At 48.1% G+C, this 15,831-nt stretch carries 23 protein-coding genes and 1 pseudogene; 18 read left to right on the top strand and 6 right to left on the bottom strand.

Annotated features, from left to right (window positions below; all coding sequences use genetic code 11):
- The first annotated feature begins 41 nt into the window (after window positions 1-41).
- The 3 genes and pseudogenes from HMPREF0106_RS08875 to HMPREF0106_RS27875 all read left to right on the top strand — a co-directional run.
- Window positions 42-401, top strand: coding sequence for a helix-turn-helix domain-containing protein (locus HMPREF0106_RS08875; protein WP_009040402.1), 360 nt, complete (start codon window positions 42-44; stop codon window positions 399-401).
- The gene (locus HMPREF0106_RS08870; RefSeq protein WP_009040403.1) at window positions 401-1,774 is read left to right on the top strand and encodes a DUF3987 domain-containing protein; all 1,374 of its coding nucleotides are present in this window, start codon (window positions 401-403) and stop codon (window positions 1,772-1,774) included. Before HMPREF0106_RS08875 ends, HMPREF0106_RS08870 begins: the two co-directional genes overlap by 1 nt.
- Window positions 1,775-1,889: 115 nt before the next feature.
- Window positions 1,890-2,048, top strand: a pseudogene (locus HMPREF0106_RS27875) (PG0870-related protein); the annotation flags it as partial.
- A 525-nt stretch (window positions 2,049-2,573) separates the two neighbouring features.
- Here the strand turns inward: HMPREF0106_RS27875 and HMPREF0106_RS27880 are convergent.
- A complete protein-coding gene (locus HMPREF0106_RS27880; protein WP_232286787.1) occupies window positions 2,574-2,780 on the bottom strand; it encodes a hypothetical protein in 207 nt (68 codons plus the stop codon).
- Window positions 2,781-2,852: 72 nt separating this feature from the next.
- Here HMPREF0106_RS27880 and HMPREF0106_RS08860 point away from each other — a divergent pair, with 72 nt between their 5' ends.
- From HMPREF0106_RS08860 to HMPREF0106_RS08845, 4 genes are read left to right on the top strand one after another with little or no spacing between them, the layout of a single operon-like run.
- A complete protein-coding gene (locus HMPREF0106_RS08860; RefSeq protein WP_009040405.1) occupies window positions 2,853-3,146 on the top strand; it encodes a hypothetical protein in 294 nt (97 codons plus the stop codon).
- A gap of 17 nt (window positions 3,147-3,163) precedes the next feature.
- Window positions 3,164-3,334: a hypothetical protein gene (locus HMPREF0106_RS08855; RefSeq protein WP_009040406.1), complete on the top strand. Its 171-nt coding sequence runs from the start codon at window positions 3,164-3,166 to the stop codon at window positions 3,332-3,334.
- Window positions 3,335-3,347: 13 nt separating this feature from the next.
- Complete coding sequence (locus tag HMPREF0106_RS08850; protein WP_009040407.1) at window positions 3,348-3,677, top strand: hypothetical protein; 330 nt, start codon at window positions 3,348-3,350, stop codon at window positions 3,675-3,677.
- Between the two features lie 11 nt (window positions 3,678-3,688).
- Window positions 3,689-3,946, top strand: coding sequence for a hypothetical protein (locus HMPREF0106_RS08845; RefSeq protein WP_009040408.1), 258 nt, complete (start codon window positions 3,689-3,691; stop codon window positions 3,944-3,946).
- Between the two features lie 378 nt (window positions 3,947-4,324).
- Here the strand turns inward: HMPREF0106_RS08845 and HMPREF0106_RS27150 are convergent, their stop codons facing one another.
- Window positions 4,325-4,498: a hypothetical protein gene (locus HMPREF0106_RS27150; RefSeq protein ID WP_157133814.1), complete on the bottom strand. Its 174-nt coding sequence runs from the start codon at window positions 4,496-4,498 to the stop codon at window positions 4,325-4,327.
- Between the two features lie 152 nt (window positions 4,499-4,650).
- Here HMPREF0106_RS27150 and HMPREF0106_RS08840 point away from each other — a divergent pair, with 152 nt between their 5' ends.
- Window positions 4,651-5,028: a single-stranded DNA-binding protein gene (locus HMPREF0106_RS08840; RefSeq protein WP_009040409.1), complete on the top strand. Its 378-nt coding sequence runs from the start codon at window positions 4,651-4,653 to the stop codon at window positions 5,026-5,028.
- 390 nt (window positions 5,029-5,418) lie between these two features.
- Window positions 5,419-5,733, top strand: coding sequence for a hypothetical protein (locus HMPREF0106_RS08835; RefSeq protein ID WP_009040410.1), 315 nt, complete (start codon window positions 5,419-5,421; stop codon window positions 5,731-5,733).
- Between the two features lie 113 nt (window positions 5,734-5,846).
- Here the strand turns inward: HMPREF0106_RS08835 and HMPREF0106_RS08830 are convergent, their stop codons facing one another.
- The 3 genes from HMPREF0106_RS08830 to HMPREF0106_RS25450 are packed head-to-tail and all read right to left on the bottom strand — an operon-like array spanning window position 5,847 to window position 7,663.
- A complete protein-coding gene (locus tag HMPREF0106_RS08830) occupies window positions 5,847-7,136 on the bottom strand; it encodes a type II toxin-antitoxin system HipA family toxin (RefSeq protein ID WP_009040411.1) in 1,290 nt (429 codons plus the stop codon).
- Window positions 7,133-7,450 carry a helix-turn-helix domain-containing protein gene (locus HMPREF0106_RS08825; RefSeq protein WP_009040412.1) on the bottom strand — a complete coding sequence of 106 codons (318 nt, stop codon included), beginning with the start codon at window positions 7,448-7,450 and terminating at the stop codon, window positions 7,133-7,135. Before HMPREF0106_RS08825 ends, HMPREF0106_RS08830 begins: the two co-directional genes overlap by 4 nt.
- Window positions 7,451-7,465: 15 nt before the next feature.
- A complete protein-coding gene (locus HMPREF0106_RS25450) occupies window positions 7,466-7,663 on the bottom strand; it encodes a hypothetical protein (protein WP_050427879.1) in 198 nt (65 codons plus the stop codon).
- 228 nt (window positions 7,664-7,891) lie between these two features.
- Between HMPREF0106_RS25450 and HMPREF0106_RS08820 the strand changes: the two genes are divergently transcribed.
- The 4 genes from HMPREF0106_RS08820 (at window position 7,892) to HMPREF0106_RS08805 (ending at window position 11,138) form a co-directional block, all read left to right on the top strand.
- Entirely contained in the window at window positions 7,892-8,317 is a 426-nt protein-coding gene (locus tag HMPREF0106_RS08820) for a PcfK-like family protein (protein WP_009040414.1), read from the top strand.
- Between the two features lie 2 nt (window positions 8,318-8,319).
- Window positions 8,320-9,585, top strand: a complete 1,266-nt coding sequence (locus HMPREF0106_RS08815; RefSeq protein WP_009040415.1) for a PcfJ domain-containing protein — start codon at window positions 8,320-8,322, stop codon at window positions 9,583-9,585.
- A 443-nt stretch (window positions 9,586-10,028) separates the two neighbouring features.
- Complete coding sequence (locus tag HMPREF0106_RS08810; RefSeq protein WP_009040416.1) at window positions 10,029-10,454, top strand: hypothetical protein; 426 nt, start codon at window positions 10,029-10,031, stop codon at window positions 10,452-10,454.
- A 429-nt stretch (window positions 10,455-10,883) separates the two neighbouring features.
- Window positions 10,884-11,138 carry an LPD11 domain-containing protein gene (locus HMPREF0106_RS08805; protein ID WP_009040418.1) on the top strand — a complete coding sequence of 85 codons (255 nt, stop codon included), beginning with the start codon at window positions 10,884-10,886 and terminating at the stop codon, window positions 11,136-11,138.
- 360 nt (window positions 11,139-11,498) lie between these two features.
- Here the strand turns inward: HMPREF0106_RS08805 and HMPREF0106_RS08800 are convergent, their stop codons facing one another.
- Complete coding sequence (locus HMPREF0106_RS08800) at window positions 11,499-12,143, bottom strand: recombinase family protein (RefSeq protein ID WP_009040419.1); 645 nt, start codon at window positions 12,141-12,143, stop codon at window positions 11,499-11,501.
- Window positions 12,144-12,380: 237 nt separating this feature from the next.
- Between HMPREF0106_RS08800 and HMPREF0106_RS08795 the strand changes: the two genes are divergently transcribed.
- Genes HMPREF0106_RS08795 through HMPREF0106_RS08775 form a run of 5 tightly spaced genes read left to right on the top strand, consistent with a single transcriptional unit; the run spans window position 12,381 to window position 15,743 of the window.
- A complete protein-coding gene (locus HMPREF0106_RS08795) occupies window positions 12,381-13,430 on the top strand; it encodes a hypothetical protein (protein WP_009040420.1) in 1,050 nt (349 codons plus the stop codon).
- A 15-nt stretch (window positions 13,431-13,445) separates the two neighbouring features.
- Window positions 13,446-13,898 carry a hypothetical protein gene (locus HMPREF0106_RS08790; protein ID WP_009040421.1) on the top strand — a complete coding sequence of 151 codons (453 nt, stop codon included), beginning with the start codon at window positions 13,446-13,448 and terminating at the stop codon, window positions 13,896-13,898.
- Window positions 13,899-13,909: 11 nt separating this feature from the next.
- The gene (locus HMPREF0106_RS08785) at window positions 13,910-14,305 is read left to right on the top strand and encodes a hypothetical protein (protein WP_009040422.1); all 396 of its coding nucleotides are present in this window, start codon (window positions 13,910-13,912) and stop codon (window positions 14,303-14,305) included.
- Window positions 14,302-14,859: a hypothetical protein gene (locus HMPREF0106_RS08780; protein WP_009040423.1), complete on the top strand. Its 558-nt coding sequence runs from the start codon at window positions 14,302-14,304 to the stop codon at window positions 14,857-14,859. The genes HMPREF0106_RS08785 and HMPREF0106_RS08780 overlap by 4 nt, the downstream gene beginning before the upstream one ends.
- 23 nt (window positions 14,860-14,882) lie before the next feature.
- Complete coding sequence (locus HMPREF0106_RS08775) at window positions 14,883-15,743, top strand: hypothetical protein (RefSeq protein ID WP_009040424.1); 861 nt, start codon at window positions 14,883-14,885, stop codon at window positions 15,741-15,743.
- Window positions 15,744-15,831: the final 88 nt, after the last annotated feature.

Below are 15,831 nucleotides of genomic sequence, written 5' to 3' on the forward strand. Positions count from 1 at the left end.
TGTTACTTTGCCGAAAAATCGAACAAATAACAAGTAGTAATATGAGCGAGAAGAACATTACTTTTGAAGATTTGCCCAAGGCAATGTCGTGGATGATGGATAAACTGAATGAGCTGGATTCTAAGATTGACGGTCTGAACAATCAAAACTCGAATGTTATAACCGAGCAATGGATGAACCTTAAAGAATTGTGTGAGTATATCCCCAGTCATCCGGCAGAACAAACAGTGTATGGATGGACGAGTTGCCATCAAATCCCATTTCATAAAAGAGGAAAGCGTATCATGTTCCTTAAATCAGAAATAGACGAGTGGCTTCATGCCGGTAAGATAAAATCTGAAAAGGATTTGGAAAATGAAGCATCCCAATTCATAAAGTCAAAAAGAAATACCCGATTCTAATGGATGCAACCAACTTATGCAATGCACTTAGAATGGAATTTGAAGGGGTCCTTGAACAGAAGATTCCTTTAGATGCTTTCCCGGCAAAAATCCAAGATATGATATTGGTTTTATCCCGGCAGGAAAATTATTCCATAGAATACATGATGGCTTCTCTTTTGGTGGCTGTCTCAACTGCCATTGGCAATGCTGTCAATATTCGTATTCGTGGTGGATGGGTTAGTAATTCTGCCCTTTATATGATATTGGTAGGTCGTCCTGGAATGGGTAAAACTCCACCGTTGGATTTTGTTTTCCGCCCTATCCGCAAGCATGATGCCAAAGCTATCAAACAATTCAAGTTGGAGATGGAGCAATACAATAATCTGATAGAGAGAAATAAAGGTAAGAAGGAAAATACTACTCCTTTGCCTGACAAACCTGTTTTACGGAGGACTATTATATCAGACTTTACTCCAGAAGCGTTAATGCGTGCACTTGATGACAACCAACGAGGTATTGTAGTATATGTGGATGAGATTATGGGTATGTTTAATGCCGTAAACCAATACAGCAGAGGACAACTTATCGAGCAGCTATTAACTGCATTTAGCGGTAAGCCTTTGGATATTTCAAGGTGCAGTATGCCAGTACCGATTCATATAGAATATCCCTTTATAAACATTGTGGGTACGATGCAAACAACACGTATACACGAACTGATAGAGAAAGGTTATAAAGAGAATGGTCTGCTTGACCGAATTATTTTTGTTTATCCATCGTCCAAAGAAATTGCTGATTGGCAATTGGATGAAGATTCGTCCTTTGCAACTTTTGAGAAATACTCGGCTATGTGGGAATCAATAATTGACAGGGTGGTTAGCTTGCCTTTTGCAAAGAACGAGAGTGGTGGAAATACACAAAATATTTTGGATTTTTCTTCGGAAGCCAAAGCCTATTTTACTAATTGGCGTAATAATGCAATTCGAGCTGTCAATCAAATTCAAGATGACGAACTGGTGGATAGCAGAGTAATTAAGGCTCCCATGATAACGGCTCGTTTAGCTTTGATCTTGCAAATCCTTCGTTGGGCTTGTGGAGTGGTTCATAAGGATTTTGTGGATATAGATTCAACAAAATCGGCTATTGCTTTAAGTGAATATTTTGAGAGTTGTTATGCAGATATTCAGAAGTATATATTGAACGAGCGCATTGAACCTCAAAAGAAAGAATTGCTCGACTGCCTTTCCGTGATTTTTACAACTTCCGATGCCATTCAAGCTGGGAAAGAGGTCGGATTGTCAGAACGATCGGTAATGTATTCTTTGGTCAATCTTGCCACAAATAAGATTATCAAGAAAGTAAAACGAGGAGAATATGAGAAACTGCAATAGATAACCTCGTTTGCACGTTGCAGTTGTTGCAGTTTGCACTTTGTTTTCATATAGGATTTCTGCAAAACTGCAATAAGTGCAAACTGCACGGACTGCAATAATAAAACGATGAAATATGACCGAATATAGATTTTCTCTTCAAAAATATAAACGTGGTTCAAAGCTATCATGCCCGAAATGTGGAAAGAAGCAATGTTTTGTCAAGTACATAGATAGTCAAGGAGAAATAACCTTTCCTGATTATGTGGGTAGATGCGATCATGAACAATCTTGCTAATAATCTGAAAATATTCAATCTTGATAATTTAATTGTTTATAAATCAGTTGTTTATGGGATATCGCATTTTGATTGAGAAACAAATAAGGAACAAAAATGAGAATTAAAATGATTTTGTGTCTTTTTGTTTGCACTCTATTTCTTTCTTTGCATTTGCTTGTCTTCGGAGTGCATTTTCGGGTAATTTCTCCCGATTCGTGTTCCAACATTTGAATGATCAGATTCTCGTACTTGCATTGACGAATTATTGCAGCCAAAAGAGAAAGGAACAAATCCTTACCCCTCCCTGCAAGTCGCATAACTCTTCGCAAAGATAATCATTTCTACACAGGCAGCCAAAAATGCCTGCCTATATTTAGTTTAATTTAGTTTAGCATATATAGGCTAACAAACTAAACTAAACTGGATTTTCGTGCTATTTCGCACCATTCTCCTATTCTGGTCGTACAGCCAAAAGAGAGAAAAGACTGCCGCATATTTTCTCTTTTCGCTGCAATCCCTTTTTACACCACAGTTCCCCTTTCATACCTGACGTGTTTCCACATCCTCGCATATCAACTTTCGGTCTGCCTGATGAGAATTGTGTCGCAAAGGTACTTGCCATGTCTTTCTTGTATGCAAGGTCATAGCTTGGCGGTTCCCGACAAAATCTCCACGCTCCGCTTTGCGGAGGTAGTATTTGGCCTGGAAACCCTGCATAAAGAGCCATGCCACCTTTTGAGGCGACATAATTTTCAATCAAGCCCGAAAGTAGCTGAATGCGACAAGAGGGAAAGTTAAAAACTCAAAATTTTTAAGATTATGGCGAATTGTGCAACAAACATTTTTCACGCAAGAGCGGAAAACAAAACGGACCTCGACAAGATAGAGGCTTTCTTGGACGAAAACTTCAACGGCTATATCAACCGGTATGGTGACATCGTAGATGTAGAATTTTCTTCCCGTTGGGAATACCCGAAAAAAGAGATAGACAAACTGGTGGCATCGCTGGAAGCCAGAGACAAAATTTATATCCGCATCCTGACCCACGAACTTGAAAACGAATACGTGAGCTTCAGAATCTTCTCTCAAGGTAAATGGGACATCAAGTTATAACCGCAAAATCATAGGCTATGTACGAAGAAGAAAGCGAAATTATCGGTTTATCCTGCACGCTGCTCATCCCCTACAAAGGTTACACGGAGGGAACGATTGTTGGGGAGTATGGCAACAAGATTATTGTTCGCCTCACCAGCGGCAAGGAAATCGTCGAGTACCGAGACGAAGTGATTATCTATGATTAAAATATTTTGAACAATGGAACAGATAGCAATGAAATTCGTCCAATGGGACGTGCCGGAATTGGCGAAGCTGAAAGACAGCAAGGTTTACAAGTTACGGGAACGCCTTGATAATGGCGGCAAGTTGAGCCGGGAAGAAAAGAACTGGCTCACCCGAAGCGTGAAAGAGTGCGGATATTTCAAAAGAGGTGTCGCTTTGATGGGCTACCGTTTTGACTTCTCCGATGTCCTCAAACGGTATTTCGTGAAACAGCACGGGCATATTGCCGAGTATTACGCCATTGATAAGACCGCACTGCGTTCTATCCTGTACGGTCGAATTGAAGGTATAGTCGAAATACAATAAAATCAAGAGCCATGAACGTAATGATTGAACACAGCTTTTGTCCCTACTGTGAAGAGGTGACAAACCTCTATTTCCAGATTGTCAATGTAATCCTTCTTTCAAGCAATGAAGCGACATTGCGCAACCGCATGGAACGGCTACGACAAAACACGCCGTTTGACGAATATTTCATTTTCGGATACGGGGCACATCATATTTGGATAAACCAACGACGACCGAGTGACAAGACCAAAGTATTCGACTACCGCATTATGGTGGCGGAATTTTGACGACGATGGTAAACAAGCCGTATTAGCGACTGAAACAGGTAAAGTAAATCCTGTTTCAGCCTTGCCCGTTTCCTTTTATACTTTCTCTTTTGGCTGCGCCACTCCCTTTTGTAACAACTGCTCATTCGCGCAAGGCGTACCGCCACTTTGCGGACAAGTCCGGTTCTTGCCATTTTCCCTTCTCTGGCTTTTTCGCTTATTTCCCTTTCCGGGACAGACAATGACAGCCTCCCGATGGGTGGCACCGTTCCTGTCAATCCTTAACCGGCCGTACCTCTTCGGTGATGTTCCTTTGAGTAGGAACTGATATTCCGTTTGCGGCAGTCTCGATTCAAGGCAGTCATGTATCGCTCCGGCTACACCAGCCTTCGTCGGCTTTCAGCCAGGCGTGCCGTCCCTTGTGTCGGTATGCGGATCAGCTTCTCTCGTTATTCCGTCCGGCTGCTTGTTCCCAATCTTTTCATAATCGCTTTTTGCCGAAGCAATCATCATTTTTCCGTTGCAAAGATAGTGTGCGGACGGGAACGGCCTGACGGTCTTGACCAATGGCATCGCTATACAATCTTCCTTTATCAAGCCTTCCGGTTTTGCCTGCGGCCAGAAATAAAGCGTATTGTATCAGCTATCCTTGGTGCATCCCTTGGCAGCACCTACTTTTTGAGGCAGCGTAAAACTGATTCATTAACTTCTAAAAGCAATTCAAAATGAAAAAGATCGAAAATACCTTCGCCGTAACCGGATTCTTGGGCAAAGATGCTGAAATCCGCCAGTTCACCAACGCCAGTGTCGCACGTTTCTCTCTGGCAGTAAGCCGACAGGAGAAGAACGGTGAGGAAGCCAACCGCGTTTCCGCCTTTATGAATATCGAGGCATGGCGCAAAAACGAGAATACCGGGTCGTTCGACATCCTGACCAAAGGCACTATGCTCACCGTCGAGGGCTACTTCAAGCCGGAAGAGTGGAACGACAACGGCACGAAACGCAACCGTATCGTGATGGTAGCCGTCAAGTTCTACCCGCCCGTCGAAAAGGAGGAGACTCCTGAAAAGCCGGCAAAGTCCGAGAAAAAAGGCAAGAAATAACTCCTGCCTTGTCACGACAAAAAGCGGCCTCCGGGTCGCTTTTGTTTTGCTCATTGTCAGACTACTGTGTATCAACTTTTATAGCCGTGTTATCGCTCTGCCAGATTGCCTTTATATTCCTTGCCGGCCTGCACCCGTTTTTCTTGTAGGCCCTATCCCGCAAGCCCGGTCATTTTCTCTGCAAAGTTCGATTGCCACTTATCCGTCCTGTCAAGGACCGCTCACGCTTGATGCGGAAAATCTTCCTCCCCGACACATCGGAGAGCGTATTTACCGCGTCCTCCTTGTCCGGACCGACCGCCAATCCTTGGAGCAGAAAAAATAATCAGCCTTTCTATACAGGACGTACCGGAGGGAAAATAAAAAAACAATCTTAAAATTTGAAGCGATATGACATTCAGGGAATTTATGGCAGAGAACGGTTACGAGTTACAAACAACCTTTTGGAGTGATTTTTCGATAGCAGACCGGTTCGGGTTGTCGGCTATCCGGGACACCTTCAACCGTGCCTTCAGGGAGTGGAAAGAGGACTACGAATATCTTACGGAGCTGGTACTGGTACTCAATCACAAAATCTGGCAATACTATGAAACAAGGCCGGACATTGCCTCCCTGTATAATACCCTTTGGGAAGAGGCCAGCCAATACGCGGTGGAAAACCTGAAAGATGACGAGTTAAGCTATTATTATGACGTAACGGATTAAATTTGTAGAACCCTCGTCAGGGTAATGTCTGAAGAGCACAGAGAGCAGTCGGCAAAAGTCGGCTGCTCTCTTCACCCTCTTTCTTTGTATTACATGTTCCCTGTCACCCTGTTTCATCGGGTACGGTTGTCTCGCATGCACTCCACCCGTGCGGCTATTTCCTCTTCTATCGTCTTTATCCATTCCTCTCCGACACCGGCCTCCCGGCCGTACTCCGGATAATGCGAGACGATGCCTATGGTCTTTTCTATAAACGGCTCTGCGGCCTTTATATCGTACCGGCGAGCTACTTCCAACAGATCCGCCGCGGTAATGTCTTCCGTCTTGTTGTTGACCGTCATGCTGTGGCGGTTGACGTAGTACGGCGCGTCCGGATCGACCGAGAACGTGTAGTCGTAGGCCGGAGCAACGTGCCAACGCCCGTCGTGGTCCATCAGAAAGCTGAAATTCTTGTTGTGGTCATCGACGTTCCTGCCCAGCACGTTCAGTACCATCGAGCGGAACAGTTGCCGGAGTTCTCCCGGCGGTACGCCGATACGGAAAGCCGTGTCGAACAGGGCTTCGTAGGAATCCGCCGAGGGGGTCATGGCCGCCAACGTCTGGATATGCACCTTTTTGCCGTTCCGGCGGTCGAAACGTTCGGTCAGGAAATGCGCCGCCCGGTCGCCTTCGAGCAGGTGGCTAGGCATCATCTGAAGCCCGGCGTCCACGGCCATCAGGTAATAGCTGTACTCGATACGTGTCGTCGGCATCTTCAGGTGTTCGTCGAATTTGACAATCATCGGTGTGTAGCCCGGATAAGGGGTCGCCACCTGTCCGGAGTAACATTGGTCCTCCTCGAAATTGACGTTGACCACCGCTTTGGGCCGCCGTCCTCCCGCGGACGTTCCCACCTTGAACAGGCTCTCGACCATCAGGTCGCCCGATACCGGGACGTTGAACCGTCCGGCTTCCTCGAAAGCCTGCCGAGCCAGTTGATAGAGGTCGGCAATCTCCACCTTGAATGGCGTCTCCAGCTCCTCGGTCGTAGGTGGTACAAACTCCAACGCCCCCATGCCGCGCCGTCCGATGTAGGCGAGACGGTCGAGAGCAGACAAGTCCCTCATACGGATATGATGCACTTTGGCCCATTCGTTGAACACGGTGTTTCCCCAATGGTCAGGCAACGAATCGGCGATGAACGACGGCAGCCCGCCGAAAATCCGCTCTTCATCGGGATAGACCGGCAGGCCGCGCTGCGCGGCAACCCCTTTTACCGGCGCACGAAGCGGGGCTATGTCATAGCCGTCGCGGACATAATCGCTGTCGAAGTAAAAACAGGCTTTGCCGCGGTGTCCTTCCCGGCTGGCGACAAGCGTGCCGACCTTTTTATCCCACAGAATCACATCGATACTTTCTATCATTTCTTGCTCCTCCTTACCCGTTTAGGTATCAGTTTTTCAATTTCCCGAAGCGCCATCGGCGGCATAGGCAGTTCCGGCAGGATCTCCGCGAGCCGCTGTTCTTGACCGAGTGCACGCAGCAGGGAGATGAAGTTAGCCAAGGTCAGGTTACGGCTCACGCCCTGTTCGAAGTGGCTGATCGTCGTCTGGCTCACACCCGACTGTTCGGCCAGCTCTTTCTGACTCATGCGGGCTGCCAGACGGTATTCCCTGACCCGCAATGCCAGAAGTGTCAGCATATCGCTGTTTGTGGTATAGTTGTTCATCACTTCCATAATATCAATATATCACTATTTATATGCAAATATAGTGACAATTATCCATATATAGATACATAATACCTCTTTTTTATTTAACTTCCATCCGTCCTTTTCTATCGCTTTCAGCCCGGTATTCTCTCCCGGCTGGCTTTCCTGTCCGTCCCCCGCATAGGTTTTACCGGTGCAAATATGAGCTGTCGCGCCCGGTTCCGTCGCTTTGAAGTGCATTTCTTGCAAATTCTTCCTTCTGCGAAGCGTAATTGGCAAGAAAAAACGTCGGAAAGGGCTTTATCGCCAGCCCTGAAAAGCACCATAAAACCCGAAGCGGCTCCGGCAATGAGGAAGCCGAACAGAGGGAAAGAAAACAATTCCAACAAATTGAAAATTACGGCTATACACAGCAAGATTTTTCAAATTACCCAAACACAGGAAAATTAACTCCTAATACACAAGACGATGAAAGGAACGGAACATTTCAAGGAGACAATCAAGAAGTACTTGGACGACAAGGCACGGACGGACGAACTCTTCGCCGTGTCGTATGTCAAAGAAAACAAGAATTTGGACGACTGCATTACGTTCATTCTCAATCAGGTAAAAGCCAGCGGCTGCTGCGGAATGACAGACGAGGAGGTCTGGTCGCTCGCCATTCATTATTATGATGAAGACAACATCGACGTGGGCAAGCCCATCAGTTGCGGCATCGTGGTCAATCACAAGGTGGAGCTGACTGAAGAAGAAAAGGCGCAGGCACGAAAGGATGCGCTGAAAGCCTATCAGGAAGAAGAAATGCGTAAGATACAGCAACGCCACAGCAGGTCGAGGCCGACCGCCCAAGCTGCACAGTGCAATCAAACGGAACTTTCACTCTTCGATTTCTGACCATGAAAGCACGGACGAAATTTCAGCATCAGGTAGTAGCCGCCAACGGGCGGTTACTGCCTATCACAGAGAAGCAGACGGAATGGGCGTTCCGTCATACCGTCAAACATTACGCTTTTCGCGCACCCAGCGGACAGACAACCTGCCTCGATTGCGTTCATCGGTGGAACGAAACGAAAGCGAAACATTGTACCTGCCCGAATTGCAACGCCAAACTGATACTCAAAGACACGCTTTGCCGCAAGGCGGACGAGAAAAGTTATTTTTCCGTCATCACCACGCAGGACGGTTTTCAGGTACAGCGGATTTTCAGAATAAACGTCTATTACCGCAAAGGCGAAAACGCATGGACGAGTGTGTACGAAATAGCAAGGTACTGGTTGGACGAGAACGGGAAAACCGCCCTGACAGCCCTGCAACGGACAATGGGGCGTTACTTGGATTCCTTTCTGTACGGGTCGGGATTGGAACTGCGGAACGACAACTATGTTTATCAGCATATCGCCGATTGCTATGTCTGTCCGAACTACACGGTTCTCCCGAAATTAAGGCGCAACGGGCTGAAAGGGACATTCGCCGACATTGCCCCGCAAAAACTGATGAAAGCCCTGCTTTCGGACAGCCGTGTCGAAACGATACTCAAAAACGGACGGAAGCAAGACCTTAAACATCTCATCGACAATCCGCGCGATTTGGATTTCTGTTGGCCCTCCTACAAAATCGTGTTGCGCCGGAAGTACCGGATAACGGACATGGGAATATGGGTTGATTACCTCCGTATGCTCGGCAGGTGCGGCAAGGACTTGCACAACGCCCACTATGTTTGTCCCGCTGATTTAAAAGCCGAACATGACAAGTTCCAAAACAAGGTGCGTATTCTCCAAGAGCAGGAAAAACGCAAGGAGCAGATGAAACGGGCGAGGGAAAACGAGGTACGTTTCAGGGAGTTGAAAGGCAAGTTCTTCGGTCTGGAGTTCACGGACGGGACAATAGTCGTCCGTGTACTGGACAGCGTGGAAGCCTACTACGACGAGGGTAATGCGTTACATCACTGCGTAGGACAGTGCGAGTGTTACCTCAAACCGAATACGCTGGTATTCTCCGCAAGGATAGAGGACAAAAGGGTCGAAACCGTAGAGTTGAGCCTCGAAACATTCAAGGTGTTGCAGTCGAGAGGTGTATGCAATCAGAGTACAGAGTACCACGACCGGATTATCAAGCTCGTGAGCAAGAACGTATCTCTTATTCGGAAACGTATGGTTGCATAACCGGTACGGTCGGTAATTGTCAGCCGCTTGCCAGGACGGGCAGGCGGCTGATTGACGGTTATATACCGCCGGATTCCTTTTTTAAGGCTTGTTCTGATTCAAGCGTTTCTTGTTATAATGTCATTCTGCATATCCCTTTATACAGACGGGAAACATTATTCCTCTTTTTGCCCCGGCAATCGCCGCAGGTTTGTTTTCACGTACAAAGATACGGCGGATGAACGCGCTCCAAGTACCGCTATCGCTACCTGAAATGAAATTTGACGACAGCTTTCCGCAATCGCGGATTGCGGTATTTCATAAAATTTCATTCCCGGTTTCTTGTCCGTCGTTCTTGTATCCCCGTTTGGTTCCGCACATGAAAACACCCCCTTCGGGCGAAGTCGAAAGGCTTCAAGAAGAGGGAAAAGCAGAGGTTTCACATAAAACAAGAAAATCACGAAATGGCCAAGCGTACAAAAAAACAGACTGAAAAAATCTTGATGACTGTCAATGTCAAACGGGAAATCATAGATATTCTTCAAATAGCCAACCGGCGTTTTATGTATAATCCGCCAACCGGAATTTTGATTTTAGGAGACGAAATGTACGGAAAAAGCATTTGCAGTTCCCATTCACAAGAGTTCTATGCCTCAAAAGCGGAAGGGTGCTTCGATGATTATTTGCGCGGTTGGATTGGCGTCTCGAAAAACTATCCGCGAGGAATTATTCATTTTGCCCCCGTTGTCAGCATGGAGCAGTTCGACAGGGGATTTGACACGTTACAAATGTTCACGAAACTTGAAGGCATAAACGGCGATACAGTGATTAGGGGATTTTGCGGTTTGCCGGAAAAAAAGATGGGAGATTTATTACCGTCCACTCTTTAGGATATGGATAATTCCGGTAAGCTATAAAGGATGTTGCGCCTGTGATAACACCATCGGCTACAGGAGCGTCCCCATTTATAAAATACCGGAATGCCAGCGGCTCTCCTTTATACCTCTTTCTTCCCCTCTGCTCTTATACCTTGGCACAGCCACTTTCTTTTTATATGTGTAACCGTTGCGGTCTCCGCTTTGCCGTCACCGTTGGGTTTTATCGGCTGCAAAGGTCTGCTGTCGCGCTTGATCCGGCGGCTTGAAGTGCATTTCTTGCAAATTCTTCCTTCCCGCGCAAGAGTAATTTGTCAAGAAAAACCGCCGTATGAAGCTCTGCCGACAGCCGTGTACCGCAACCATAAAATCTCAAAGCGGTTCAGGCAGCGAAAGGAACCGAAAAGGAGGGGAAATAAAAACTTAATTAAAACGGAAAAGAGTATGACAGTAGAAGAAGTAGTGCAGCACGATTTAAGGTTCAGATATATGCTGTTGAGTCGTTTACAAGCCGATTGCGAGTATTATCTTGGTTTTGGAAACAGAAACCCCGGACGCTTGTGGGCAGGCTCTGAAGCGGAGCAAATCGAGTACATGACGAAAATCCACGACAGCTTCGGAGAAGCCGAAAAACCGGAGTGGCTGGCAATGGAGAAAATCAAAGAATACGGCAGGGAAATGGGGGTAGCGGAAGAGTAATCCCCCTATAACCGCGAATGCCGCAACACCCTGGAAAAGGTTGTTACAACATTCCTGTTTTCCGACAACAAAATGTAATCATCGTATGGCAAAAACTTAAAAAGCATTTCACGCCTCTTGTGCCTTGCCTCTTTTATCGCATTTACCAATGCCTTCGATCGGCCTACTTGTCATCCTTGAAGCTGCTTTGGCTGAAACCGCCGAACACGCCCTTCAGGAGCTTGCCGACAACCCAGAACACCAAAAATAAAATGATAATATCTTCCATAAGTTTCACTTTTTTTATACGATTATCAATATAAAGATACGAAAAACTGCCGATAGAGCAAATATGTAGGGTTAATTAATAAACTTTTATATTCAAGCCTTACCGTCGTTCTCTTCATCTTCTTCCGGCTTTTTCTTGTTACGCGGGCCGCTAGTCTGACCGCGGTCGAGCTTTATCCCGTACCGGTTGAGTATGCGCCAGATTGAACTTTTGCTGCTGAACCCGCTGATAGCCCAGATGTCGTCGAGATTATGCCCGTTTACATACATATCCACGATAGTCTGGTCTCGCTGCGCCTTGGATACGACCCGTGGCGTTCCCGGAGCCTTGATGTTCCGCTGCAGTTCCTCGACATGGGCGGAAAACTTACGCAGCGCTGCAATCTCCTCGGGCAAAGCCCCGACAATCCATAGCACATCGGCCGCGGTCGTATTGGGAAACAGTTCGTCGCGGGTATCTATCCGGTCATGGATGGATATGATGCGTACCCCCTTGATTCGACACAGCTCGACGAACGCCGCCAGTTCCCGCAAGCCGCGCACAGCTGTACTGAATTTGGACACTACAATCTCATCGCCCCTTCCGAGATTGGACATAAGCTGTTTCCACATGGGGCGAAGCGTCTCGTGTTCGATAGTTTCCTCTATGATGTGTACACAACCGTACTGTTGCATCCATTCCCTGTCCGTGTCGAAACTATCATTGTTTGCTCTGAATAGGTAGCCTACTTTTGCCATTTGAATATACGTCGTTTTGATAACAAGTGCAAATATAGCACTTTCATCCGAATATTATTTCATATTCCGGCAGAATTTTTCACCACACGCTCTTTTTAATTACTTTTTCTTTCAGTTATTTTCATTGATAATCATATTATTAGATATGATATTAAAAATTACGCTAAATATGATTTTAGGCGGATGTTCTATCAAAAATTATATATAGTTTTGTGCTGTTTAATATGAAAAGTAAATATGAAAACTGTAAAATCATACTCGAAAACACCGCTTCTTTTGTCCCGGATATGTGCCGTTTCTTTTGCCATATTCGTGTTGGCATCGTGCGGTAGCGACAGCGACAAGCCATTGGTCGAGGCACCCCGCGACCCTGCCGGAACATACCGGGAGTACCTGTCCGATATACGGCGGCAGGCCAATCCGTCTTTCACGGTTCTGACAAAGCACATCCGCCGGTGGCAGACGGTAAAGGATTCCGTTTTCACGTGTATCAAGCGGGACACGCTCGGTTCGGACCACTCCGCTCTCCGTGAAGAGTGCGTCCGGTTGCATGATTCCGTCCGTATCGAGTTCTCGCGCTTGATCTTATCGAGACCGCGCACCTATCAGGAACTCCTGGCACTCAAAGGAGAGTTCTCACCATACGGCAAAGATGAGGAACTGCACCATGCGGCCGAGGACATCCGTCCTTTTTTCGCTTCGTTGGACAACCGGCCTGCAAGCCGGGGCGGCAAACGGCAAGTCCTTGCGAAATACCGCGCGTTACTCTCCGAAACCCTCCAGAAAGGCATACACAGCCGCGAAGATCTGACCGCATACATCGGGAAAGAAGACGCCCTCTTCCGGGCCTTCCTTACCCACCTGTACGATCTCGACGGCGAGAACACGGCCGACATCATGCGCGACACCGAACGCTGCTGCTCGCAGCTGTTCCTTGCCGCCGAGCGCGAGGAGATTACCTATCGGGAGGCGACGCTCTATCTGGCGATGCGTACCAACCGTCGGCAGATACAGAATATGCAGGCCTGCATCGACGACGTTCGCGACAAGAAAGTCAAGACGTCGGCACAGGCGCAAGCCTATATCTGGATGCTTGTGCAACCCTATGCCTCGCTGGACGGCTTCTTTCTGACACTGCTTTCCGACAGGGAGAGGAAACAGCTCGACAGGATGGCGGCGCAGACCCCCGCCGCATTCAAGGCTTTGAGCCGGACCTTGCAGTCAGAAAGCGCAAGGCTGGACGAACTGCCCGGAATGCTCATGGAGATTTTCATCTATACGTTATAAACCGACACAAGAAATATGAATATGCTACGACATTTTTTCGACGACTTCATGACGTTCGTCCCCCTGCAACTGCCGCAGTTGCTCGATGTCACGACAATGGAAGCTCCGCAGTTCTACGGTGACTACGCCCTGCTGACCTTCCCGTTGCACGACCCTTACGATTTGGAGGAAGTGATGGATATGTTCGAGGACGATATGGAGCTGATAACCCTCTATCACCACATTCCCGCCATGACCGATAAGTTCGGCCACAGCACCTGTGCGTACTCCAATCCGGCATTCGGGCAGATGTTCAAGATGAACTGCAAGACGGATGCTGACGGCAAGGTGAATACCATTCTCGTTACTATCTACGACTCGCTCGAACAGATGTACGGCGACCTGTGCCTCGATTTGGAGCTTCATTCCAAAGGCGGCACGTTCAGGTACCGGAAGTCGAAAGACGATATTCTGCTGAACTTTTTATAAACACCCACGACATGCGGAACACGCTGTATCGACAAATGGTTTACTGGATCAGGATGTACCGGACCTGGATAGAGGTCGTTGATGATAATTCCTATAAGGAGTACGCCATTCCAAGAAACGGGCATATCGACTACGTGGTTGCCCGCACGCTGGTACTGCGGGCGTACAAGGACAGAGGCACACACGTCCAAGGGACGACGTGGACGGTTCCCGAACACGATCTGGACAAGGCACTGGCTACCTACCGTAAGCAAGACCATACATTCAGACAGCGAATCAAGAGAGCGGCGATGTACTTCTCGCCGAGGGATGCCGAGGCCGTCATACTGTTGGCCACCCACGGCATTGTCCGGCTGGAACTCGTGATACCGCCCACTCCCGCTCGTGAAAAACCCTATTACCTATGACTTGGAATATGCTACAACTCATCTTCTGCGCAATGCCTTTTGTCCTGTCGCTGACATTGTACAAAAGCCGCCACCCCTTCATGGCAGCATTCTACGATGCCATGACACGCAGTGCGAAAGCCCGTAAGCTATACGTGCAGATCGTACTGATCCTGCTGCTACTGTTTCATTATGTCTACACGGGCGGACATCCCGGAGAGTTCGGTGTCCTGCCATCGACCGCTGTCTGTGCCGTCATGTTCTCGTTCAAAAGAGCGGACAAGTGGCTACGCGGTTTGCTCGACCGTCCACGCGCGTTCGGCACGCTCGCGTTGATGGCATTGGGCACCGGATTCGTGCCACATCTGTACACGACGGCAGTAACCGCCGCCTATCTTCTTTTGGCTGCCCTGTTCTATCCCTCCGTTCGGGTAATGACCGAATGGAGCGACAGGAGCAGGTTGTCCGGTTGGGTTAAGCACCCCGAACTGCTGGCCAAAAGTTATCACGACCATCATCACGTGAAGTTGCCGCATAATGCGGACAGCGGCAACCTTGATATATCCGCGCAATAGTAATCATTAAAACAGAACGAAAAATGGAAAACAAACAAAAGATACCCGTGTCCATATTGGCAGACAGAGGAGTATTCGATTACCTCAAAGAGAAAGTCGGCGAACGCAAGACAAAGACGGAAGCCTACTGTAACCTGTTGGACAAAGCTCTGGCGGGCTTCGTCTCCCCTTTTTTAAGAAGGCAGGACTACGAACTTCAGCCCAACCAGTGCCACGTTACCGTTTCCGACCTCGCGGCGGAGTGGCACTGGCACCGCGCTACCGTCCGTTCCTTTTTGGACGCGATAGAAGCGTTCGGGCTACTGGAACGTACCCGGCTCGCCAAAAGTGTCGTCATCACCATGACCGTGCAAACCGGCCAGCCGACGGAATCCCGTGGTGGACAGATAAAGCCGGATCTTGTCGACCGGTTGCAGGAAGTATTATCCGACTGGATAACCGGCAAAACGGACTCCGACGAGACCGGCATCAAGTGCGGGCAGCTTGTCCGTCAGGCAATGAACGAAGCAGGCGTACACGACGGTCGCCCGTCTCTGGATAATCTCACTCGTGTTACCCCGGCATCGGACGACAACGAGCAGGCCGTGAAAATTCGCACGGTAGCCTTGGAGTGCATCGCGTTTGCCGCCATGAGGCGGACACTGCGTGGGTTGAGGTTCGACGACGGCTCGGAACTCATGGACTACTTCCGTCATGAACTCTACGGGGACTGGACGGGACTTGTCGAGACCTCGAAAGGCATTGCGAGGCTCGTTCTCGAAGTCGATAAGGACGATAATACCGATTATCATGACGATGACAAAGAGTTTCTTAAAACGCTTTTCAAGCCATTTCTGGCACTCGCGGCAAGGGCGCAGGAGAGGACGCATCAGATCGGAGGTTGAAAACAGAATGTATAACCGCGAACAATCCGCCTTTTTTCGATACAGGTATCCTGCCAGTTATAGGAGGCATCCGGGCTTGCCCGTCTGC

This window comes from Bacteroides sp. D22, from assembly GCF_000163675.1.
GTDB classification, from domain to species: Bacteria; Bacteroidota; Bacteroidia; order Bacteroidales; family Bacteroidaceae; genus Bacteroides; species Bacteroides xylanisolvens.